Raw genomic sequence first — 23,273 nt, 5'->3', positions numbered from 1 at the left:
CAGTCGCCTCGAAGAAGTCCCCCGGAACCGCGGCGATATCGGGAGGCTTCCTCGAGACCTCCGCTGCGCTTCGGCACCTCAGGATGAGGGCGCGGGCGGGGTCACTCCCCGCCCTCGTCCCCGGCGAGCGACCACTCGAGCACCCGGGCGAGGTGGTCGTAGGCGCCGTACCGGCTGGCATATTGCGGGTAGGGCCGCGCCGTGTAGGCCGCCTCGCCGGTCATGAACCGGGCCACGAGCCCCCGCAGACGCGCAGCGTGCTCGGCCACGATCGCCTCCACGCCGCGCTCCTCGCCCCGGGGCGGCTTCACCGGGATCGGGACGAAGGGCTTCCGGCCGCCCGAGGCGTGGACGTAGAGCAGGTCCGGCGTCGTCTTCACGGCCGGCAGATCCGCGAAGGCGCCGTGCATCAGCATCGCCGCCTCCAGGGTGAGCTGCGGCGAGAACCCGGAGAAGATCATCTTGCCCGAGGGCGGCGTCCCGGTCTTGTAATCGACGATGCAGGCGGTGCCGTCCGGCCGCAGCTCGATCCGGTCGGCCCGGGCGCGCAGCGTGAAGGTCTCGCGCCCCATCGGGATCGCCCAGCGGCCGGAGACCTCCGGGTAAACCCGGGTCAGGCCGGGCCGGCGCTGGGTCTCCCAGTCCAGATAGGCCGAAGCCATGCGCTCGTAGCGCGGCCACCACTCGGCGTAGAGGTTGGGGTACTCCGCCTCGATGTCGCCGAAGGCGTTCACCGCGAAGTTCAGCAGCCGCTCCGCGGAGTCCGGCGGCAGGTCCGCGGGATGGCGGGCGGCGAACTCCGCGAAGACGTCGTGCACCAGGGAGCCGCGGGTGGCGACGCCCGGCGCCGCCGCCAGCGGATCGAGCGGGTCGAGCCCGAGCACGTGGCGGGCGAAGATGCTGTAGGGATCGCGCACCAGCGTCTCGATCTCGGTGACGCTGAGCGAGCGCGGGAACAGCGCCGGGTCCGGCTTCGGCGCGGGGCGCTTCAGCCGCGGCTCCGGCGGCGCTGTGTCGAGCCGCGCGGCGAGGCCCGTTTGCCGGCGCCCCGCGTGCAGGACGCTGTCCCAGCGGGCGTCGCCCGAGAGGGCGCGCAGGCGCTGGATCAGGCGCGACGGCACGGTCGGCGCGCCCTCCCGCTTCAGCGCGCGGGTGATCACCGCGTCGCGGCAGCCGAGCGCCTGCACGAAGTCGTGGGCCATCTGCCCGATCCGCCGCTCGGGCGGGTTGAGGCCGACCCGCTCGCGCATCGGCCGGTTGAGGAACGAGTCGGTCAGCGTGCGCACCGGCCAGACGCCCTCGTCCAGCCCGCCGAGCACCACGCGATCCACCGACAGGAGGCGCGCCTCCAGCAACCCGAGGATGCGCAGGCGCGGATGCGGCGCGTCGCCTGAGCAGGCGACTTTGCGCTCCCGGGCGAGCGACGTGAAGAAGGTGGCGTAGTCGTCGAACCGCCCCGGCATCAGGCCGGGCTCCGCCATCTCCAGGTCGTCGAACAGGGCGTCGAGGCAGGACAGGGATCCGTCCGTCTCGACCGGGGGACCGTCCTCCGGCCCGGCGATCAGCCGGTCGCACGCCTCACGGTGACCCGCGGCGGTGGTGACGAGGTCGCATTCCCCCGCCCCGTCCGGTCCCGGGAAATCCCGGAACACCAGATCGAGCCGGTCCAGCAGGTTCGCGGCCAGCTCCCAGTCGACGTCCTTCAGGCGGCGCTTGGCCCGGGGCCGGTGCTCGGGCGGCCCGGCGCGCTCGGCGGCGAGGGCCTTGCGCAGGCCGTCGAAGCCCGGGGCCGGGACCGGACCGCGCAGCAATCCGATCTCCAGGGCGGCCGCGCCCCGGACCACGTCGGGACGCGGCAGGCCGAGATGGACCATCGGATGGGAGAGCAGCGCGATCAGCCGGGCCGGGATCGCGTCGGCCTGATCGCGGGCGAGGTCGGCGGCGAGCTCCGCCGCGAGCCGGGCGAGCCGCCCGGCCGGGCTCACGGCCAGGGACAGCCCGGCGGAATCCTCGGCCACGATGCCCCAGCGCAGCAGCTCGACGGCGACCCGGCCGGCGAGCCCGCGGTCGGGCGTGATGAGCGCCGCAGTGGCACCGGGGGTCTGCAGGGTCTCGCGCAGCGCCAGCGCCGCGACCAGCGCCTCCTCGCGCTCGTCGGCCGCTTCGGCGAGCGCGAGCCCCTCGAGGCCGAGGCGGGCGACGGTGTCGCGCTCGGCCGGGTCGAGGGCGGCCCACGCGTCGGTGGTGTCGGCCGGCCGCAGGGCCTGCGACAGGAGCGCGGCTCGCGCCGCCTGGCCGGGGTCGGGCTCGCCGAGGGCGACGACCTCGGCGCGGTCGAGGTTGAGGTTCTCCGGTCCGAGCAACCGGTGCAGCACCGCCTGCGGATGGCCGTGCGCGATCACGCGGGAAAAACCCTCCCCGGTGTCGATGCCGTCCCAGCCGGCCGCGTCGAGGTCGAGATCGAGCCCGGGCAGGACCACGGCGCCGTGTGGCAGTTTGGCCACGGCGGCGATGAGCCGGGCCGTGGCGGGGACGGAGCCCAGCGAGCCGGCGACGATCACCGGGTCCGGCGTCGCGCCGCGCGACAGGCGCCTCTCCTCGGCGAGCACGAGCCCGCGGGCGCGGGCGACGGGATCGGCGAGGCCCCGCTCGGCCAGGAGCTTCGGCCAGTTCTCGGCGGCGATCTTCACGAAGTCGAGGGTCAGGCCGAAGTAGCGGGAATACTCGGCCTCGACGGCCGCGCCGATCTCCGACCAGGGCAGGCCCTCGACGGTGAGCGCGTCCATCAGGCGCTCGAGATCGCCGGCGAGCCCGACCGCGTCCGCGGGGGAGGACGGCACCAGGAACGGCACCTCGGCGTCCAGCGGCAGCAGCGTCCGGTCGACGGTCCTGGCCCAGGCCTGGACGAGGCGGGCCAGGATCAGCCGGCGCTCCAGCGGCGGCATCGGGATGCTCAGGGGGTCGGCGTTCTCCTCCAGCAGCGGCTCGGCGGCGAGGTCGAGCTCGGCCTCGTCGGCCTCGCCGAGCGGCACCATCCGCGGCAGCAGCGTCGCCTGGCCGGGCGCGTCCCGGCCGAGCCTCTCGGCCAGGATCGCGCCGAGCGCCCGGGCCGCGCGGCGGGTCGGGAGGTAGATCGTGACGGAGGCGAGCGCCAGCGGATCGTCCGCCACCGGCCCGACCAGGCGGCCGGAGAGCAGCGCCTCGGCGAGCGTCGGCAGGAACGGGACGCCGCGGGAGATGGTGAAAACGGCCTGTCGGGCGGGCATGGCTGGGCTTCTACGCCCGCGCCGGGGCGGCGGACAGGGGACGATGGGCCGCTGGGGAACGATCGCGCGGCTTCCCTCCCCGCATCGGAGGAGTTCGGTCGCGCTCCGCCGCTGACCTCAGCCCTTCGCCCTCGCGGCGGCGCCGTAGCCGGCGCGGCGGCCGAACACGACGCCGGAGGTCAACCCCGAGCCGCCGGGATAGCCGTTGAAGAACACGCCGCCGACCATCTCGCCGCAGGCGTAGAGGCCGGGAATCGCGCCGCCGTCCGCGCGCTTCACGCCGCCGTCGTCGCCGACCTCGACGCCGCCGTAGGTGAAGGTGATGCCGCCCGTGACCGGGTAGGCCTTGAACGGCCCGGTCTCGATCCTCTGCGCCCAGTTCGACTTCGGCAGGGCGAGCCCCTTCGTGCCGCGCCCGTCCTTCACGGTCGGGTCGAAGGGCACGCTCTCGTCCACGGCGGCGTTGAACGCCGCGATGGTCCGCCGCGCCGCCGCGCGGTCGATGCCCTCGAGCTTGTCGAGGAGCCCGTCCAGGGTGTCGGCCTCGACGAAGTGCGCGTCGTGGAACCGGTACTCGCTGTAGAGCAGGTGATCGACCTTGGCGTCGAAGATCTGCCACGCCACGTGCCCGGGCTGCTCCATGATCGAGCGGCCGAACTGGGCGTAGGTGTAGTTGCGGAAATTCTTGCCCTCGTCGACGAACCGCTCGCCGTCCGCGTTCAGCATGAGGCCCAGGAAGTAGCAGATCTTCCGGTAGTGCTTGCGCTCGCCGTGCGGCAGCTCGAGGTTGCCGTAATCGGGGGTGTGCAGGTCCATCGGCGTGGCGTGGCAGCCACCGTAGAAGCCGTGGGCCTTCGCGCCGAGGTCGAGCGCCATCTGCAGCCCGTCGCCTTGGTTGTGGGGCGTGCCGCGTACCCGGGCCTTGTCCCAGCCCTCGCCGATGAAGCGTGTCCGGAGGGCGGCGTTCGACTCGAAGCCGCCGCAGGCCAGCACCACGGACGTCGCCCGGACCGGACCCTGCGGCGTCTCCACGCCGACGACACGCCCGTCCTCCACGATCAGGCCCCGGGCCGGGCAGCCGTAGCGGATCTCGCCGCCGGCCCGGGTGAAGGCCTCCAGCTCGGCCCGGGCGAGGCCGAAGCCCTCGTCGTGGGTGGCGAGCGTCAGGCCGCCCCAGAACACGAAGCGCCCGTCCTTCTCGAACGACTGACGGGAGTAGATCGGCTCGAACTTCACCCCCTGCGTCGCCAGCCAGCGCAGGGCCGCGCCGCTCTCGTCGATCAGGATGCGCTGCTCGCGCGAGAGCGGCCGCCCATCGTTGAAGCCGAGCAGGTCCGCCTCGAATTTCTGTGCCGTGTAGGCACCGAAATCGGTCCGCGGCAGGCGCGGGTCCTCGGGATCGACCAGCAGCGGGATCAGGTCGTCGTTGCCCGCGTAGACGAAGCGCATGGCCCCGGCCGTGTAGGCGGTGTTGCCGCCGGCGAGGTCCCGCTCGGCCTTCTCGATCATGAGCACCGAGGCGCCGCGCTCCAGGGCGGCGAGGCCGGCGCTCATGGCGGCGTTGCCCGACCCGACCACGACCACGTCCCACGGCGCATCGTCCGGACGCTGCATGCTTGCCTCCTCTCCAACAGCTGCTCTCGGAGCATTGTATACGTTTGTATGCAATTCTTAGCAAGCGTTTCAGGCGTCACGCTTTCGCGCTATGGCCGAGCCGAGGAGAGCCGGACATGAAGGCCAGCGAAGCGGAGCGCTCCAGCGGCGCCGGCGCCTACGAGCGGCTGCTGCGGGCGATCGAGGAGGGCGAGCTCGCCCCCGGCAGCCGCCTGCGCGAGGCGGAGCTCGCCGAGCGGTTCCAGATCAGCCGCACGCCGGTCCGCGAGGCGCTCGGCCGGCTGGAGGCGCAGGGACTCGTCGCCCACGAGCCGCACCGGGGCGCCAGCGTGGCGCAGCTCGACTACGGGCAGGTGAGCGAGCTCTACGACCTGCGCGAGGTGCTGGAGGGGACGGCCGCGCGCCTCGCGGCGATCCACGCCAGCACGGTCGAGACCGAGATCCTGGAGGAGATGGTCGCCCGGGACCGGACGCTGCTCGGCGACGCGCCCGCGCTGGCACGGACCAACCGGCTGTTCCACCGCCAGATCCACGGGGCGGCGCGCAACCGCTTCCTGCAGGGCACGCTGGAGACGATGCGCCTGTCGCTGGTGCTGCTCCCGGGCGCCACCACGCTGGCGGCGCCCGACCGCGCCGCGGAATCGCTCGCCGAGCACGCGGCGATCGTGGCAGCGATCCGGGCCCACGACGGGGATGCCGCCGAGGCCGCGGCCCGGGCCCATATCCGCGCCGCCTTCAAGGCGCGGATCCGGATCTGGCAGGAGAGCTGAGAGCCCCCGACCCTCAGGCGTGGGCCGGCACGCGCTCCAGACCGGGCCGGCCGCGGAACAGGGCGAGCGTCGCGACGATGCCGCAGGCGGCCGCCGCCATCAGCCAGTAGCTCGGCGCCGCCCGGTCGCCGGTCTTCTCGATCAGGAAGGTCGAGACCATGGGCGTCGCCGTGCCGAACAGCGCGGTGGCGAGGCTGTAGGCCAGCGAGAAGCCGCTGGCGCGGACATGGGCCGGCACGACCTCCGAGAGCGAGACCACCATCGCGCCGTTGTAGACACCGAAGAAGAACGAGAACCACAGCTCGACGGCGAGCATCTTGCCGAAGGTCGGGTCGGCCACGAGCCAGTGCAGCGCCGGGTAGGTGGTCAGCAGCGACAGGGTCGAGATCGTCAGCAGCACCGGCTTGCGACCGATGGCGTCCGACAGCGCTCCGCCCACGGGCAGCCAGACGAAGTTGGTGATCGCCACGAACAGCGTCACGATCAGGCTGTCGGCCTCGGTGAGCTTGAGGACGTTCTTGCCGAAAGTCGGGGTGTAGACGGTGATCATGTAGAACGTCACCGTCGTCATCGTGGTCAGCATCATGCCGAGCAGCACGATCCGCCAGTTGGCGGCCACCGTGGTCAGGATCTCGCGGGTGGTCGGGTGGCGGGTCCGCTTGGCGAATTCCTGCGTCTCCTGGAGCGACCGCCTGATGAAGAAGATGAACGGCACGATCAGGCAGCCGATGAAGAACGGGATGCGCCAGCCGAAATCGCCGAGCTGCTGCTTGGTCAGCAACGCGTTCAGCCCGTAGCCGATCAGGGCGGCGAACATGATCGCCACCTGCTGACTCGCCGACTGGAACGACGTGTAGAAGCCGCGCCGGCCCGGCGTGGCGATCTCGAACAGGTAGATCGAGACGCCGCCGATCTCGACGCCCGCCGAGAAGCCCTGCAGCAGGCGCCCGGCCAGCACGATCAGCGGGGCCGCGACCCCGATCGTGTCGTAGCTCGGGCAGAAGGCGATGAGCACCGTTCCGCTCGCCATGATGGCGAGGGTGATGATCAGGCCCTTCCGGCGGCCGATCCGGTCGATATAGGCGCCGAGCACGATCGCCCCGAGCGGCCGCATCAGCGCCCCGAGCCAGAAGGTGCCGAAGGTCAGGAGCAGCTCGGTGGTCTCGTTGCCCGAGGGGAAGAACGCCCGCGCGATGTAGGTGGCGTAGAACCCGAACAGGAAGAAGTCGAACATCTCCAGGAAGTTGCCGCTCGTCGAGCGGAGGATCGCGCCGATCCGCGACTTGAGCGTGGCCCCGACGGCCCCGGGATCACCGGCCATGACGACGTCCTTTCCGGGTGCCCGTCAGGCACCGATCCACTTCATGGCGACGATCGTGCCGGTCACCGTCAGCGCGCCGCCGATGCGGGTGGCGATCTGCGCGAAGGGCATCAGGGCCATGCGGTTCGCCGCCGTGAGGATCGCCACGTCGCCGGTGCCGCCCTGGCCGCTGTGGCAGGCGTTCACGATGGCGGTCTCGATCGGATACATGCCGAGCCAGCGGCCGACGAAGAAGCCGACCGTCATCAGCGTCACGACGGTCGACACGATCGTGATCAGGTTTACCAGAGTGAAGGCCGCCATCAGCTCGTGCCAGGGCGTCAGCGCGACGCCGATGGCGAAGAGCAACGGGTAGGTCATCGAGACCTGGACGAACTTGTAGACCACGAAGCCACCGGCCTGGAGATGGGGCGACACCGCGCTGGCGAGCTTCGCCAGGACGGCGAGGAACAGCATCGCCACCGGCGCCGGCAAGCCGACGAGGTGGTGGGCCATGACGCCGAGCAGGTAGAGGGTGATCGCCGTGAGCCCGGCCGCACCGATCGTGGCGGGATCGATCTGGCCCTTGGCCGCCTCGGCCTTGGCCTGGGCGTCGCTCGACTTGATGCCGTCCGAATCGGGCTGGAGGCGGCCCTCGCCGGTGAGGTGCGGGTAGCGCTTGCCGACGGAGTTGAGCGTGCCCGACAGGATGATCGCGGTCAGGGAGCCCAGCATCACCGGCGGCAGCACCTGGGCGAAGATTACGCCCTGCTGCATCCCCAGGATCGCCGCGTAGCCGATGGAGAGCGGGATCGCCCCCTCGCCGACGCCGCCCGCCATGATCGGCACGACGATGAAAAAGAAGGTCTTGTAGGGGCCGAGGCCGAGGAGCGTGCCGACCAGCGTCCCGACCAGGGCCGCCGCCACCGAGCCGAGGGCGAGCGGCGCGAAGATCTTGAGGAAACCCTTGATCAGGACCTCGCGGTCCATCCCGAGGATCGAGCCGACGATGATCGTGGCGATGTAGATGTAGAGGAAGTTGGTGAACTTGGTGAAATCGGTGATCGCCTTGACCATCTGCGGCGGCACCAGGGCGTAGTAGACCAGCGCCGAGGGGATGAAGGTCGCGAAGATCGCCCCGGCTCCGATGTTCTTCAGGATCGGGATCCGCTTGCCGATCTCCGCGCAGGTGAAGCCGCCCATCACCAGCACGGCGATCATGGTCGGCCCGTCGGGCTTGATCTCGCCCTCCTGGACCAGGACGGTGAGCAGGATCGCCAGCACGACGAAGATCGGGAGCGGTATGATGCCGATCTTGAAGTCGATCAGCCGCCACCAGACGTCCGGCCAGAACCGGGCCGCGCGCCCGTCCTCGGCCCGGCCCTCCGCCGGCGACGGGATCGGGCTCGGTGAAACGGTGCTGGTCATGGCGTCCCCCCGGATCTCTGACCGCTCGCGGGCCGCTTCGCCGCGCCCTCGCGACCGCGCGCCGGGCCACGATCCATCGGATCGCGCACGATCGGCGGCAATAAAGTGACATCCGGCGTATCAGCGCGGATGAAGGGCGGCAACGCGATCCACGGAACAAAGGACGCGACCTGTCCCGTCGGCCGGGATTAAGATCCCGTCTCCGTCGTGATCACAGCGCAGAGAATTGGCCACGCGGCCGACCGGGCCATGACGGCATCGGACGGGGACAGGCGACGGGACCGAGGCCCCGCCGCCGGGATCGTCGATCAGAAGTCGCGCTGGACGCGGAAGCGGACCTGCGAGACCGAGTCCTGCGTCACGGTGCGCGGGACGAACGTGCCGCTGTTGATGCCGGCGACGTTGGCGTAGGCGGTGGGACTCTTGTCGGAGTCGATCGCGCGGCCGTGCTTCACGCCGATCTGGGTGTAGAAGGCCTCGACGCCGATATCGAGGTCGCGCACGGGCGACCAGATGATGCTGCCGCCCGCGACGAACTGATAGGTGTCGCGCAGCGCTTGGCTCAACTGGTAGAAGCGGGTTCCGGGCGCGCCGACCGCGTTGGAGCCGAGATTGGCGGCGCCGTTGAAGCTCAGGACGTTGTAGAGCGCGCCCTGGGCGAGGCGCGCGTTGCGGGAGAAGTCCTGCTCTCCGTAGGCGCTGAAGACCGCCGAGCGCCATTCCGGCGTCCAGTAATGCAGGAACGACGCGACCGCCGAGAAGGATTGCGATGTCTGCAACTGGCCGGTGAAGGGGTTGATCGTCGCGTCCGAGAAGCTCTGGTAGATCTTCTGGCCCTGGAAGCCGTTGTTGAGCTGCGTGTAGCAGCCGGTGAAGGCGCAGTATCCCGTATACATCTGCGCGCCGTCGGCGTAGGCGCTCTGGAGATAGAGGGCGTCCCCCGGCGCGACGAAGGGGGCGTTGATCTTCAGGCCGCCTTGCACCGCCCAGCCCTCGACGCTCCTGGTGTGCGCGACGCTGACATTGGCGCCCGCCGCGGGCGTCGCCGCGATGTTGCCGACGTTCAGCTCGTGAACCGCGGCGGAGAGCTGCGCCGAGCCCCAGCCCTGATCGACGCGCAGGACGCCGACGACATCGGGCAGCCGCTCGCGCTGGATGCTGTCGACGCCGCTGACCCCGATCGGTGCGCCTCTGAAGTAGCCGACGAAGACCGGGCTGACCGGCGACGCAGTGCCGGCCGGCGCGTAGATCGGGCTGCGCCGGAAGACCGGGTCCTCGACCGACAGCGTGGCCGACAGCCCGGCGCCGGCCGTCACCGTGTAGGCGAGGAGGTTGGTGGAGGAGACGTCCGAGCCCGCGGTCGCGCCGTAGATCTCGAAGTCGTGGGCGTAGAAGTCGAAGAACGACGAGGCGCGACCGGCGGTCAGGCCGGCGAACTGGATGAACGCCTTGTCGACGTTCATGAACTGCTGCGCATGCCCGGCCTGGTCGACGCCGGTGGCGTCGTAGGCCTGCCCGATGCGCGCCTGCGTCCCCGAGCGCGCGTAGCCGGTGCGGGATCCCGCATCGAGGCGGACGAAGGCACGCAGGGTGCCGTAAGCGGTCTGCGTGCGGGCATCGAGGTTGATGCGCAGACGCGCCTGATAGCCCGCGCTGTCGCCGGCGTTGGTGCCGGCCTGCCGCGTCGACGCCGTCATGTACCCGCCCTCGTACCGGGCGCGGCCCGAGATGCGCAGGCAGGTGTCGGTGCCGGGGATGTAGAAGAAGCCGGCGCCGTACGCGCCGCAGACGCGGACGTACTCGACCGGGACAGCCTTCTTGACCGGCAGGTCGGCGGCGTGCGCGGCGCCCATTGTCGCGAACGCGGCGGCAGTCGCCAGCAGCGATGATCTCAGTAATGTCATCGATGTCTCCGGAATTTGAAGCTCAATTCTCGCAAACGGATGAGCAAGACCGGACACGCCAAATATAATCCACGATTTATTCGCAGATCATTGGCATGTTCTCGCTCGCCACGGCGGTTTTGAGGCCCATTTGCCCGGCGACGATGTGCAGCGGCCCCACCGCGCGCAACAAAGATTCAGATTTATATTCAATCCTGCAGATGAACGTTGCGCATCCGCAACAAAATGTTATCCAATAATGCAAAATCGGAGATAATTACTCAGTATATCTATATATTATCAGCTTAGATGCACGGATGAGATATTGCTAAAGCCGGCTTGTTCGAACGACCAGCACCAATCGAGAGGCGATGGCCCGGAAGTCGACTCGGAGCTGTCGCGCGGGCCGTCTCAGACCGGACAGGCGTGGCGGATGCAGGCAGAACCGCCTCGGTGCCCCGCGAACGGCACGCGGTCGCCGGCGAGCGATTCGACGCGCGAGTCCTGCCCGTCCGACGCGTCGGCCGGAGGCTCGGCTCATTTGCGGGACGGCACGTGTCGCACGGCGCGGCGGCGTTTGCCCGGCTCGATGGACGCGGCGCGCGCCCGGAAAGCGGGTCCGAACGAACGATGGCGCGCACTGGCGGCGCCCTGCGCGCGGGGCGGCGCATCGCCGGACCCTATCATGGGTCGGTCACCGGACCGGCCGGGAGCGGGCGGGATCGCGGCGCGGAACGCACCGGGTCGCGTGGCCGACCGCGCGCTGGCGGCCGGAGGCGTTACGGATCCAGGGCGGCCCGGCACAACGAAAAAGGCCCGGCCGAAGCCGAGCCTTGAGGTTCCTAAAGCACGGGGACCGGCGTGGAGGCCGAGGCCCCGGCACCGGTGGAGTGGCTTAGAAGTCGCGCTGGACGCGGAAGCGGAAGGTGGAGACGCTGTCCGCCGTCGTGGTCCGCGGCACGAAGGTGCCGTTGTTGATGCCGGCGACGTTCGCGTAGGCCGTCGGGCTCTTGTCGCGGTCGATCACGCGGCCGTTCTTGACGCCGATCTGGGTGTAGAAGCCCTCGACGCCGATATCGAGGTCCTTGACCGGCGACCAGATGATGCTGCCGCCCGCCACGAACTGGTAGGTGTCGCGCAGGGCCTCGCTGAGCTGGTAGAACCGGCTGCCCGGCACGCCGACGCCGTTCACGCCGAAGGAGTTGCCACCGGTGTTGTTCGCCAGCGCGAAGGCCGCGCCCTGGGCCAGACGAGCGCCGCTGCCGTAGCTCATCTCACCGTACGACCCGAAGAAGGCCGAGCGCCACTCCGGCGACCAGTAGTGGAGGTACGAGGCCGTCGCGGTGAAGCTCGTCGACTGCTCCAGCTGACCCGTGAACGGGTTGAGCGTCGCGTCGTTGATGTACTGCGCGAACTTCTGCCCCTGGATGGTCGCCGGGTTCTGCGAGTAGCAGCCGCTGAACGCGCAGTAGCCTGTGTACATCTGGGCACCGGAGCCGTAGGCGCCCTGCAGGTAGAGGGCGTCGCCCGGCGCGATGAACGGCGTGTTGATCTTCAGGCCGCCCTGCACCGCCCAGCCGTACGAGTTGCTGGCGTGCGGGATGCTGATGTTCGAACCGGTGCCGGTGCCGGCGCCGTTGGCCACGTTGCCGACGTTCAGCTCGTGGACGGCGGCCGAGACCTGAGCCGAACCCCAGGCCTGGTCGAGGCGCAGGGCGCCGACGAAGTCGGGCATGCGCGAGCGCTGGATCACGTCGACGAAGCTGTACCGGGTCGGCACGCCGTTGGTGTAGCCGATGAACACCTCGGCCGGCGCGTTCGTCTGCGCGAAGTTGGCGATGTTGGCGTTGTTCGTCACGCCGGCCGGGTTGTTGGTCTGCGAGAAGATCACGCTGCGGCGGAAGACCGGGTCTTCGGCCGAGATCGTGGCAGACAGGCCGTTGCCGAGCGTGGCCGTGTAGGCGAGCAGGTTGGTCGAGGCGATGTCGGAGCCGAGCGTGGCGCCGGCGAACTCGAAGTCGTGGGCGTAGAAGTCGAAGAACGACGAGGCGCGACCGGCGGTCATGCCGGCGAACTGGATGAAGGCCTTGTCGACGTTCACGAACTGCTGGGCGCGGCCGAACTGGTCGATGCCGAGGCCCGGGAAGGCCTGGCCGATGCGCTGCTGGGTGCCGGAGGTGCCGACGCCGGAGTAGCCGGTGCGGGAGCCGGCATCGAGGCGGACGAAGGCGCGCAGGGTGCCGTAGGCGGTCTGGGTGCGGGCATCGAGGTTGATGCGCATCCGGCCCTGGTAGCCCGACGTGTCGCCGTTGCTACCCTGCCGCGAGTAGCTGGTCATGTAGCCGCCCTCGAACCGGGCGCGGCCGGAGAGACGCAGGCAGGTGTCGGTGCCGGGGATGTAGAAGAAGCCGGCGCCGTAGGCGCCGCAGACGCGAACGTACTCGATCGGGACCGCCTTCTTGACCGGGAGGTCGGCGGCGTGGGCTGCGCCTACCGCCGCGAACGCAGCAGCAGACCCGAGCAATGAGCTCTTCAAGAGCTTCATAGACATCTCCAAAGCTTCGAGACCCAATGATGCGGACCTGCCCGGTTATCCGGGTCTAGCCGCACGTTCTGTAGGTTTGGCCTGCGTCTTAGGTGGCAGGCTCCTGCGGGCTCTCGCTTGGCGATGCCCCCGTGCACGATCACCATGTGCGAACGGGTTTCCGCGAGCAACGAGGATTCGCGGCTGCCTTGGCAGTTCCAGCGCGATGTTGCGGCCTGGCAACATTCTCGGGGCGCTTTAGTCGGCAACGGTCCGCCGAATGTGCACGAATGCTGTCCTGAGCGGCTGAGCTGCCGCGCCGACGGGCAGCCTTTCGCCCGGCCCCGACCCGGGACCGGGCGGCTCACGCCATCCCAGCCGATTCGCCGGCGCCGGACGGGCGCCTCACATGGGCGGCGTCAGCCCGTCCTTTCCGACGGCGACGCGCCGCGCTGTGATGCGGCCGTCGTCCCCGCGCGCGGCGATCACGAAGACCTTGGCGCCGGGCGCCACGGCCGCGGCGCTGGCGGGCTCGAAGCTGACGACCGGCGCCTGCGGCGGCACCAGGATCTGCAGCGACTGGCCCTGACCGTAATCGACCGTGAGGGTCCGCTCCGCCCCGCCGCGGCTCGCCTTGACCGTCCCGTTGGTCATCGCGCTCTTCACGCGGGGCGCGTCGGGAGCGGTCGAGCGCACGTCCGCCTTCACGGTTCCGTTGGTCATGGCGCTCCGCACCGGCGCCCCGCCCGCCGTGTGGTCGGGGATCATGTCCCAGTCGTAGTGCCCCTCGCCGGTGCCGCGCATCGCCTCGGGAAACAGCACCACCTCCAGGGCCACCGGCGGCTCGCCCTTCGTGGCCGTGCCGATGAAGACCCCGTCCCTGATCGCGTCGAGACTCGACGGGACCACCCAGGAAACCTTGGCGTCGGGGGCGAGCGCCACGGTCTCCGACGCTCCGTCCCGTGTCTTCAGCGTGAAGCCGCCGCCCGCGACCGCCTCGACGGTCCCGCGCAGGCGCTCGACCTTCGGCGCCGCCTGCGCACTGGTGGTGACGGCCAGCAGGCTCATCAGGGCGAGCGTCGTGAGTTTTGCCATGGGGGTTCTCTTCCTGGTGCCGGGATTGTCGCGACCGGCTGGACGTGGGGCGGGATGATGGGACGTCAGCCCACGAGGGCCTGTGACATCGCATCCGGGTTCGCGCCCGTGCCCGGCCCGGTTACGCGTCCCCGGCCTGTCCCAGGCAGATCAGGAACGGCGCGGCCGCAGCCTCCGCGGCCGCCTCGACGGCCCGGTAGCGCCGCACCACGTCGGTGCCGAAGGCCGAGAGGCGCGCGCCCCCGCCGGCCCGGCCACCGGTCTGCGCCTCGACCACGGGGCGGCCGAAGCCGGTGTTCATCGCCTCGACCAGCAGCCAGGCCCGGCGGTACGACATGCCCAGCGCGCGGCCGGCGCCCGCGATGGAACCGTGCTCGGCGATCATCTCTAGGAGCCGCACCTTGCCGGGGCCGAGGCGGTGCCCCGGCCCGAGATCGATGCGGATGCTCAGCCGGGGCGCCGCGCCCGCGGCCCGGGCGGGTCTCCGGAGCGGGTCGGGTACGGCGCTCAGGCGGGGAGCGCCAGCAGCGCGAGACCGGCCGCGGCGAGGCCGGCACCGAGGGCCGGGGCGGCCCGCGTCGCTCCGATCCGCGACGCCGCGGCGCCGAGTCCGATCCCCGCGGCGTGCAGGAGCGCGGTGGCCGCGAGGAACCCGAGGCCGAAGGACAGGCCGGAGGCGGTCTCGGGCATCTCGGCACCGTGGGCGTAGCCGTGAAACACCGCGAAGACGCCGACCAGGGCAGCCAGCAGGGCCACCGGCGCGCGCAGGCCGACGATGGCGGCGAGGCCGAACACGACGATGGACAGCGCGATCCCGAGCTCGACATGCGGCAGCACCGCGCCGGCCATGCCCAGCCCCGCCCCCACACTCATCAACCCCAGGAACGACAGGGGCAGCGCCCAGAGCGCCCGTCCGCCGCGCAGGCTGGCGAGGAGGCCGACCGCGACCATCGCGAGAACATGGTCGGCGCCCAGGAGCGGATGGAGGAACCCCGCCTCCGCGCCCGTCGCGGTGCCGTGCCCCGGATGGGCGAAGGCCGCCTGGGGCAGCAGGACGAGTGCGGCCGGCAGGAGCGCCAGGGATGTGGCGGAACGGGCGGAGAGCGGTCGCTTCATCGGTGATCCTTCGCTGGACCCGCGAAGTTGTAGCGCCCTTCCGCCGCCTCTGCGAGGGGCGGGTGGCCGATGATCGCCGCTCCGCGGCGGCGCCGGGATCCGCGGGCGGCCCTCAGAGCGACATCGCCTCGTGGACCGCGGACGGCGCGAACGGCTCCGAGAAGGCGGCTCCGACACCGTGGGTGAAGTGGCGCATCACGGTGGCGGTCTTTCGCCCGACCCGGATCATCGCCCCGATCTCCAGCGCGTGGTCGACGAGCAGGGCGACGCCGGAGGCCGAAACGTTGAGGACGTGTCCCTGGAGGGCCTCGCCCGAAGCGGTGGTGATCTGGACGATCTTCTGCTTCGGCACGATCCGACGGTGCGCGCGGATCGGTTCGGGTTGCAGGTCCTGGGCCTTTGCCAGCGTCACGAACTGACGGGCAACGTCAGTGAGGGTCGCGCGCCCGCCACGGACACAGACAACGAACTCCTGACCGGCGACGCGGGCGATGCGGGCCTCGAGCGTGCCGATATGGCGGATGCTGCAGGTGAGATGCTCACCCGGCACCAGGAGCGACGAGGAGCGGAACCGGATGCCCTCGGTCGAGACGTCGGCGGTCACGGCGTAGAAATCGCGACGCCGCTGGTTCCAGCACAACGCGGGCAACATGACGATGTGCCGCCGGACCATCACACCCGCATCATCATAAAGAATACATCGGCGACCTTCTGGGGCCGAAGTTTCTTCTGGCCTGTTCAAGCAATGCGTAAAATTGGACTTATCCCGATCTAAGTCGCACCTCAGATCCGGCGCTCACGAAGCTGTTCGAAGGCCGATCTCGACCTTGGCGCGGTCGCGCCGTCATCGAACGCCGCCGGCCGGCTCGAAACGGCGGCCTCAGAGGCTCGCGGCGCGGATTGAATAAAAGATGCATCCTGATTGTATGGCATGGATGCTGCCTGGGATTGTGCATGCCAAACGGCCGCGCAACACTGCCGGCCGCCTCCGGAACGGACCGGCCGGTCCGCTCCGCTTCTCCCGCCTCCACCCGGATCGGTCTCATGTTGCGTTACGCCGCCTGTCTCCTCGCCGGGCTCGCCCTCACCGGGCCCGCCGCCGCGCAGACCCTGCGCTACGGCATGATGGAGGATCCGGACGCCCTCGACCCGACGCTCGCCCGGACCTTCGCGAGCCGGATGGTGTTCGCCGCGCTCTGCGACAAGCTCGTGGATATCGGCCCGGACCTGAAGCCGGTGCCGCAGCTCGCCACCTCCTGGGAGCTGTCGCCCGACGAGAAGGCGCTGACCATGCACCTGCGTCCGGGCGTGCTGTTCCACGACGGCGAGAAGCTCGACGCCGCCGCCGCCAAGTTCTCGATCGAGCGGCACATGAAGATGCCGGGCTCGCAGCGCCGCTCGGAGATCGCGCCGATCGACTCCGTGGACGTGGTCGACGACCTGACCTTCCGCATCAACCTGAAGCAGCCGTTCGCGCCGCTGCTGGCGCAGTTCACCGACCGGGCCGGCATGATGGTCTCGCCCAAGGCCGCCGAGCGGCTCGGCGACAAATTCGCCTCCGCGCCGGTCTGCGCCGGTCCGTACAAGTTCGTCGAGCGGGTGCCGCAGGACCGGATCGTGGTCGAGCGCTTCCCCGACTACTGGAACAAGGACGCGATCCACATCCAACGGATCGAGTTCCGGCCGATCCCTGACGCCACCGTGCGGCTCACCAACCTCCGCGCGGGTCAGCTCGACCTCTTGGAGCGCCTCGCCCCCACCGACGTGGCGCAGGTGAAGCGTGACGCCAAGCTGAAGCTCGACTCGACCACCGAACTCGGCTTCCAGGAGATCCTGTTCAACCCCCACAAGGCCGGTTCGCCGGTCTCCGACCCGAAGGTGCGCGCCGCGTTCGAGGCGGCCATCGACCGCAACGCCATCAATCAGGTGGTCTACAACGGCGAGTTCCTGGCCGGGAACCAGTGGGTCAACCCGAAGAACCCGAACTACGTCGCCGAGTACCCGATCCCGAAGCGGGACGTCGCCAAGGCCAAGGCGCTGCTGGCCGAGGCCGGGAAGCCGAACCCGCAGATCACGCTGACCGTCTACGCCAACAGCGAGTCGCCACAGGTCGGCCAGGTGATCCAAGCGATGACCAAGGAGGCCGGCTTCGACGTGAAGATCCAGGCCGTGGACTTCACGACCGCGCTCGATGCCGCCGACAAGGGCAACTACGAGGCGCAGCTCTATTCGTGGAGCGGCCGCTCGGACCCGGACGGCAACACGTTCAGCTTCCTGGCCTGCAAGGCGGCGCTGAACTATCCCAAGTACTGCAGCCCGGAAGCCGACGCGGCCCTCCAGGCGGAGCGCGGGACGGTGGATCCGGCCAAGCGCAAGGCCGCCTGGAAGGCCCTGGCCGATCAGGTCCTGAAGGACCGGCCGGGCATCTACATCCTGCACCGCAAGCTGCTCTGGGCCTACAGCCAGAAGATCACGGGTTTCGTGCCCTACCCGGACGGGCTCGTGCGCTTCACCGGGCTGAAGCTGAACTGATGCTGCGGTTTCTGGCACGGCGCCTTGCCCTGGCGGTCCCGACCTTGATCCTCGCCTCGATGATCATCTTCGCCCTGCAGCAATTGCTGCCGGGCGACGTCGCCACGGCGCTCACCGGCGAGGAGCGCGACCCGCAGGTGATCGCGTTCATCCGGGAAAAATACCACCTCGATGAGCCCCTGCCGGTGCGCTACGCCTACTGGGCCGGCGGCGTGCTGCGGGGGGATCTCGGCGAGTCGATCCGGCTGCAGAAGCCGGTCTCCGAGCTGATCGTCGAGAAGCTGCCGGTGACGCTCGAACTCGCCTGCCTCGCCATGCTGGTGGCGCTGGCCATCGGCGTGCCGATGGGCGTGCTCTCGGCGGTCAAGCGCGGGCAGGCCGCCGACACGATCGCGAACGGCGTGGCCCTCTGGGGCCTGTCGGTGCCGAATTTCTGGCTCGGGATCCTGCTGATCCTGCTGTTCTCGGTGGAGCTCGGCTGGCTGCCGGCCTCGGGCTACGTCTCGCCCTTCGAGAGCCTGTCGGAGAACCTCGCCGCCATGGCGATGCCGGCTTTCGTGCTCGGCAACGCCATCGCGGCGGTGATGATGCGCCACACCCGCGCGGCGATGCTCGGCGTGCTGGGCTCCGACTACGTCCGCACCGCGCGCGCCAAGGGCGTCTCGCCGCTGCGGGTCACTCTGCGGCACGCCCTGCCCAACGCCGCGATCCCGATCATCACCCTGGGGGCGCTGGAATTCGGCCAGCTCCTCTCCGGAGCGGTGCTCACCGAGCAGGTCTTCTCCGTGCCGGGCTTCGGCAAGCTGATGGTCGATGCGGTGTTCAACCGGGACTTCGCCACCGTGCAGGGCGTCGTGATCTGCACGGCCGCCACCTACATCGCCCTGAACCTCGCCGCCGACCTGCTCGCGGCGGCCGTGAACCCGAAGCTGAGGCGGGCATGAGCACCGGCAGCGAGATCGCCCGCGCCGAGGCGGTCGGCCTGGAGGCCGCCCCGTCCGGCGCCCCCACCAACGGGCTCATCCAGGAGCCCGGCACCCTCGCGGCCTTCTGGCGACGCCTGCGCGCGCGCCGGAGCGCGGTCGTGGGCCTCGTCATCGTCGGCCTGCTGGTGCTGATGGCGGTGTTCGCGCCCTGGATCGCTCCCTACGACCCGACAGCCACCGACTGGGGCAACGTCCGCGGGCCCCCGAGCCTCGCGCACCCGTTCGGCGGCGACGAGGTCGGGCGCGACGTGCTCTCGCGGATCATCTTCGGCACCCGGGCCTCGCTCGGCGCCGGCCTCGTCTCGGTGGCGCTGGCGGTGTCCCTCGGCCTGCCCCTGGGATTGCTCGCCGGCTACGCGGGTGGCTGGATCGACGGCGCGATCTCCCGGCTCACCGACGCGCTGCTGGCGATACCGTTCCTGATCCTGGCGATCGCGCTCGCCGCCTTCCTGGGCCCGAGCCTCGTCAACGCGATGATCGCGATCGGCCTCTCGGCGACCTCGACCTTCATCCGGCTGACCCGGGCGCAGGTGCGCGCCGTGGCGGCGGAGGAGTTCGTCGAGGCCGCGCGCGCCATGGGCAACCCACCCTGGCGGATCGCCCGGGTCCACATCTTGCCCAACATCGTCCCGGCGATCCTCGTGCAGGCGACGCTGACCATCGCGGCCGCGATCATCGCGGAGGCGAGCCTGTCGTTCCTCGGCCTCGGTCAGCAGCCGCCCGAGCCGTCCTGGGGGGCGATGCTCAACACCGCCAAGAACTTCATGGACGAGGCGCCCTGGATGGCGATCTGGCCCGGCCTGTCGATCTTCCTCGCGGTACTCGCCTTCAACCTGTTCGGCGACGGCCTGCGGGACGCCCTCGATCCGAGGCAGCGCACATGACGGCCGCGATGACGAAGCCCCTCCTCGACGTCCGCGACCTCGCGGTCGCCTTCGACACCGACGGCGGCGCGGTCCACGCGGTCAACGGCGTGTCCTACACCCTGCACGAGGGCGAGACGCTGGGGATCGTCGGCGAGTCCGGCTCCGGCAAGAGCGTGCACGTGCTGGCCATGCTGGGCCTGATCCCGCGCCCGCCCGGCCGCATCACCGGCGGGCAGGTGCTGTTCGAGGGACGCGACCTCCTCGCCCTGAAGGAGCGGGACCTGCGCAAGATCCGCGGCGGCGCGATCGGCTTCGTGTTCCAGGACCTGATGAGCTCGCTCAACCCCGGCATGACCGTGGCGGCGCAGATCGTCGAGCCGCTGCGCATCCATCTCGGCCTCGACGCCCGCGCGGCCCGCGCCCGGGCCCGGGAGCTGCTCGACCTCGTGCGCATCCCGAACGCGGCCGCGCGCCTCGACCAGTACCCGCACGAGTTCTCCGGCGGCCAGCGCCAGCGCGTGATGATCGCGATCGGCCTGAGCTGCCGGCCGAAGCTTCTGATCGCCGACGAGGCGACCACGGCGCTCGACGTCACCGTCCAGGCCGAGATCGTCGCCCTGGTGCAGGAGCTGAAGCGTGAGCTCGGCATGGCGATCATCTGGATCACCCACGATCTCGGCGTGGTGGCGGGCATCAGCGACACCGTGCAGGTGATGTATGCCGGCCGGATCCTGGAGCGCGGCCCGGTCGACGACATCTTCGCCGATCCCCGTAACGCCTACACGCTCGGCCTGCTGCGGTCCCTGCCGGATCTCTCCGGCGGCCGTGCCGGGCGGCGGCGCCTCCACCAGATCGAGGGCGCGCCGCCGGACATGCGCCATCTCCCGCCGGGCGACCCGTTCGCGCCGCGCAACGCCTACGCAACGCCGCGCTGCCGGGCCGAGATGCCGCCCCTGGCGCAGGCACCCGGCGCCGCTCCGGGCCACCTCGTCGCCGCCTGGTACGACCTGCCGAAGCTCTTGGGTGAGGAGGCCGCGCGATGAACGCGTCGCAGCAGCCGGTCGTCTCGGTGCGCGACCTGTCCAAGCATTATCCCCTCCGCTCCTGGTGGGGCGGCAAGGGCGCGGTGTTCCGCGCCGTCGAGGGCGTGAGCTTCGATATCCGCCCCGGCGAGACCCTGGGCCTCGTGGGCGAGTCCGGCTCCGGCAAATCCACCATCGGCCGGGCCGTGACCATGCTCAACCCGCCGACCTCGGGCACGATCGCCTTCGAGGGCACCGACCTCGCCAAGCTCTCGGCGGGCGCCATGCGCAAGATGCGCGCGCGGATCCAGACCGTGTTCCAGGATCCCTACGCGGCCCTCAACCCGCGGATGAGCGCCGGCGAGTACGTCGCGGAGGCATTCAAGCTGCATCGGCGGGACATGCGCGGCCCGGAGCGGCGGGAGGCGGTTGCCGCCCTGTTCCAGCGGGTCGGGCTCGATCCACGCTTCATGGGCCGCTACCCGCACCAGTTCTCGGGCGGCCAGCGCCAGCGCATCTGCATCGCCCGGGCGATCGCCCTGAAGCCCAGCTTCATCGTCGCCGACGAGCCGATCGCGGCGCTCGACGTCTCGATCCAGGCGCAGGTGGTGAACCTGCTGCAGGACCTGCAGGACGAGATGGGCCTGTCCTACCTGTTCATCTCGCACGACCTGCGCATGGTGCGCTACCTCTGCCACCGGGTCGCGGTGCTCTGGCGCGGGCGGATCGTCGAGCTCGCCGAGGCCGACGCGCTCTACGAGGATCCGCGCCACCCCTACACGCGCCGCCTGCTCGCCGCGGTGCCGGTGCCGCACCCGGCCGAGGAGCGCGCCCGCCTCGCCGCGCGGGACCTCGCCGGCCACGATCAGCCGCCCGACGGGCCGCTCACCGAGGTGGCGCCGGGGCACTGGGTGGCGCTGCCGAGAGGGCAGCACGCGTGATCGTCCAGGCGATCCTCGATCGGAACAACCGGTCAGCCCGGCCTCCGCGGTCATCACGAGCGCAGCGAAGTGACCCAGGGCAGCGCGAGGTTGCCCAGCGTTGCGGCGACTGGATTGCTTCGCTGCGCTCGCAAAGACGAGGCGACGAAGCCATCCGTCATGGACGAGGCCGCGCCGTCATCTCCGTCACCGCCTCATCCCGAGGTGGCGATATGCATCAAGCGGTGATTCTTTAAGTCGCCCAGCAGAGCAGGACATCCCGTGAGAGACTTCTCCGCCCCCGGCCGATCCCCGGTCTACGCCGCCAACGCCGCGGTCGCGACCTCGCACCCGCTCTCGACGCTCGCCGCCATCGAGGTGTTGCGCGCGGGCGGCAATGCCGTCGATGCCGGTATCGCGGCGGTGGCCGTGCAGTGCGTGGTCGACCCGCTGATGACCGGGATCGGCGGCGACTGCTTCGCGCTCTACGCCCCCGCGGGCGCCACCAAGCCCATCGCCCTCGATGGCTCGGGCCGCGCGCCCGCCGCCGCGACGCCCGACTGGTACGCCGAGCACGGCGTCGCGATCACGCCCACCTCCCCCCACGCCGTGACGGTGCCGGGCGCGGTCGCGGCCTGGGATCTGCTGGTGCGCGAGCACGGCACCCGGTCGCTGGGCGAGCTGCTCCAGCCGGCGATCCGCTACGCGGAGGACGGGTTCGTCGTCCAGCAGCGGGTCGGCTGGGACTGGCTGCGCGGCGCCGAGCGCGTCGCCGCCGATCCCCACGCCGCCGCGACCTACCTGGCCGGCGGAGAGGTGCCGGCGATCGGCAGCGTCGTCCGCTTGCCGAAGCTCGCGGCGACGCTCCGGGCGATCGCCGAGGCGGGGGCGCGCGCCTTCTACGAGGGCCCCGTCGCCGAGGACATGGTGAGCCGGCTGAACGCCCTCGGCGGCCTGCACACGCTGGATGACTTCGCGGCCGCGCGGCCCGACGTGGTCGCGCCGGTCTCGACCCGCTACCGTGGCTACGACGTCTACGAGTGCCCGCCCGCCGGCCAGGGTCTGGCGGCGCTGATGATGCTGAACGTGCTGTCGCACTACGACGTCGGCGCGCTCTCCGACCTCGACCGGCTCCACCTCTTCGCCGAGGTCTGCAAGCAGGGCTACCATCACCGCGACGTGCTGTTCGGCGATGCGGCCCTCGCCAACGTGCCGGTCGAGCACCTGCTCTCCGACGCCTGGAAGGCCGCCGCCCACGGCGCGATCGACATGGGCCGGGCCCGCGAGCCGGAGATCTATCCCGAGATCGCCCGCGAGATGGCCGAGGGCCGCGCCCATAAGGACACGGTCTACCTCTGCGTGGTCGACCGGGACGGCAACGCGCTGTCGCTGATCAACTCGATCTTCCAGGGTTTCGGCTCCGGCATCCTGGCGCCCGAGAGCGGCGTGCTGCTGCACAATCGCGGCCTGTCGTTCCGCACGGAAGGCGGCCACCCGAACAGCGTCGGCCCGGGCAAGCGGCCGATGCACACGATCATCCCCGGCATGCTGATGAAGGACGGGCAGGCCGTCGCGCCGTTCGGCGTCATGGGCGGCCATTACCAGGCCATGGGCCATGTCGAGCTGCTCTCCGGTCTCCTCGACCGGGGCCTCGACGTGCAGGAGGCCCTCGATGCCCCGCGCAGCTTCGCCTACGGCGGCAGCCTGGAGGTCGAGGGCGGGATCTCCGACGCCGTGATGGCGGGGCTGGTCGAGCGCGGCCACCCGGCGATCCGCGCGCCGCTGCCGCTCGGCGGGGGGCAGGTCATCTGGATCGACCGCAAGGCCGGCACGCTGGCGGCCGGATCCGACCCGCGCAAGGACGGGGCGGCGCTGGGGTATTGAGAGGCGTGGGAGGATGGGCGCCGCCGGCGCTCATCCTTCGGCGGCCTCAACGGCGCTCTCTGTCAGC

Annotated in this window: 17 protein-coding genes; 7 read left to right on the top strand and 10 right to left on the bottom strand. The window is 70.7% G+C overall.

Annotated features, from left to right (window positions below; translation table 11 throughout):
* Positions 1–101: 101 nt before the first annotated feature.
* Both addB and tcuA read right to left on the bottom strand, forming a co-directional pair.
* Positions 102–3,266, bottom strand: a complete 3,165-nt coding sequence (gene addB / locus BLW78_RS02660; RefSeq protein ID WP_091676350.1) for a double-strand break repair protein AddB — start codon at positions 3,264–3,266, stop codon at positions 102–104.
* A 117-nt stretch (positions 3,267–3,383) separates the two neighbouring features.
* Positions 3,384–4,880, bottom strand: a complete 1,497-nt coding sequence (gene tcuA, locus BLW78_RS02655) for an FAD-dependent tricarballylate dehydrogenase TcuA (protein WP_091676348.1) — start codon at positions 4,878–4,880, stop codon at positions 3,384–3,386.
* A gap of 116 nt (positions 4,881–4,996) precedes the next feature.
* Between tcuA and BLW78_RS02650 the strand changes: the two genes are divergently transcribed.
* Complete coding sequence (locus BLW78_RS02650) at positions 4,997–5,650, top strand: GntR family transcriptional regulator (RefSeq protein WP_056531487.1); 654 nt, start codon at positions 4,997–4,999, stop codon at positions 5,648–5,650.
* Between the two features lie 13 nt (positions 5,651–5,663).
* Here the strand turns inward: BLW78_RS02650 and BLW78_RS02645 are convergent, their stop codons facing one another.
* The 8 genes from BLW78_RS02645 to BLW78_RS02610 form a co-directional block, all read right to left on the bottom strand.
* The gene (locus BLW78_RS02645) at positions 5,664–6,971 is read right to left on the bottom strand and encodes an MFS transporter (RefSeq protein WP_091676343.1); all 1,308 of its coding nucleotides are present in this window, start codon (positions 6,969–6,971) and stop codon (positions 5,664–5,666) included.
* Between the two features lie 24 nt (positions 6,972–6,995).
* A complete protein-coding gene (locus BLW78_RS02640) occupies positions 6,996–8,378 on the bottom strand; it encodes a 2-hydroxycarboxylate transporter family protein (RefSeq protein ID WP_091676341.1) in 1,383 nt (460 codons plus the stop codon).
* A 308-nt stretch (positions 8,379–8,686) separates the two neighbouring features.
* Positions 8,687–10,282, bottom strand: coding sequence for a porin (locus BLW78_RS02635; protein ID WP_091676339.1), 1,596 nt, complete (start codon positions 10,280–10,282; stop codon positions 8,687–8,689).
* Between the two features lie 874 nt (positions 10,283–11,156).
* Complete coding sequence (locus BLW78_RS02630) at positions 11,157–12,806, bottom strand: porin (RefSeq protein WP_091676335.1); 1,650 nt, start codon at positions 12,804–12,806, stop codon at positions 11,157–11,159.
* A gap of 384 nt (positions 12,807–13,190) precedes the next feature.
* Complete coding sequence (locus BLW78_RS02625) at positions 13,191–13,880, bottom strand: metal ABC transporter permease (protein ID WP_091676333.1); 690 nt, start codon at positions 13,878–13,880, stop codon at positions 13,191–13,193.
* A 121-nt stretch (positions 13,881–14,001) separates the two neighbouring features.
* The gene (locus tag BLW78_RS02620; RefSeq protein WP_210186877.1) at positions 14,002–14,325 is read right to left on the bottom strand and encodes a winged helix-turn-helix domain-containing protein; all 324 of its coding nucleotides are present in this window, start codon (positions 14,323–14,325) and stop codon (positions 14,002–14,004) included.
* 62 nt (positions 14,326–14,387) lie between these two features.
* Positions 14,388–14,996 carry a HupE/UreJ family protein gene (locus BLW78_RS02615; RefSeq protein WP_091676328.1) on the bottom strand — a complete coding sequence of 203 codons (609 nt, stop codon included), beginning with the start codon at positions 14,994–14,996 and terminating at the stop codon, positions 14,388–14,390.
* Between the two features lie 112 nt (positions 14,997–15,108).
* Entirely contained in the window at positions 15,109–15,648 is a 540-nt protein-coding gene (locus tag BLW78_RS02610; protein WP_244526736.1) for a pilus assembly protein PilZ, read from the bottom strand.
* Between the two features lie 392 nt (positions 15,649–16,040).
* On the opposite strand from BLW78_RS02610, the gene BLW78_RS02605 reads away from it, so the two are divergent.
* The 6 genes from BLW78_RS02605 (at position 16,041) to BLW78_RS02580 (ending at position 23,206) form a co-directional block, all read left to right on the top strand.
* Positions 16,041–17,528 (top strand): ABC transporter substrate-binding protein, encoded by a 1,488-nt coding sequence (locus BLW78_RS02605; RefSeq protein ID WP_091676323.1) that lies wholly within the window; start codon positions 16,041–16,043, stop codon positions 17,526–17,528.
* Positions 17,528–18,472 carry an ABC transporter permease gene (locus BLW78_RS02600; protein WP_091676321.1) on the top strand — a complete coding sequence of 315 codons (945 nt, stop codon included), beginning with the start codon at positions 17,528–17,530 and terminating at the stop codon, positions 18,470–18,472. Before BLW78_RS02605 ends, BLW78_RS02600 begins: the two co-directional genes overlap by 1 nt.
* On the top strand, positions 18,469–19,398 hold the full coding sequence (locus BLW78_RS02595; RefSeq protein ID WP_091676318.1) for an ABC transporter permease: 930 nt from the start codon (positions 18,469–18,471) through the stop codon (positions 19,396–19,398). Before BLW78_RS02600 ends, BLW78_RS02595 begins: the two co-directional genes overlap by 4 nt.
* Before the next feature lie 8 nt (positions 19,399–19,406).
* Complete coding sequence (locus BLW78_RS02590; protein ID WP_244526734.1) at positions 19,407–20,423, top strand: ABC transporter ATP-binding protein; 1,017 nt, start codon at positions 19,407–19,409, stop codon at positions 20,421–20,423.
* A complete protein-coding gene (locus BLW78_RS02585; RefSeq protein ID WP_091676312.1) occupies positions 20,420–21,343 on the top strand; it encodes an ABC transporter ATP-binding protein in 924 nt (307 codons plus the stop codon). Before BLW78_RS02590 ends, BLW78_RS02585 begins: the two co-directional genes overlap by 4 nt.
* Before the next feature lie 261 nt (positions 21,344–21,604).
* Positions 21,605–23,206 (top strand): gamma-glutamyltransferase family protein, encoded by a 1,602-nt coding sequence (locus tag BLW78_RS02580; protein ID WP_091676309.1) that lies wholly within the window; start codon positions 21,605–21,607, stop codon positions 23,204–23,206.
* The last annotated feature ends 67 nt before the right edge of the window (positions 23,207–23,273 follow it).

The organism is Methylobacterium sp. 275MFSha3.1, assembly GCF_900108435.1.
In the GTDB taxonomy this organism is placed as follows: domain Bacteria; phylum Pseudomonadota; class Alphaproteobacteria; order Rhizobiales; family Beijerinckiaceae; genus Methylobacterium.
The sequence above is the reverse complement of the archived record's forward strand: the minus strand, read 5'-3'. Positions and strand labels throughout refer to the sequence as shown.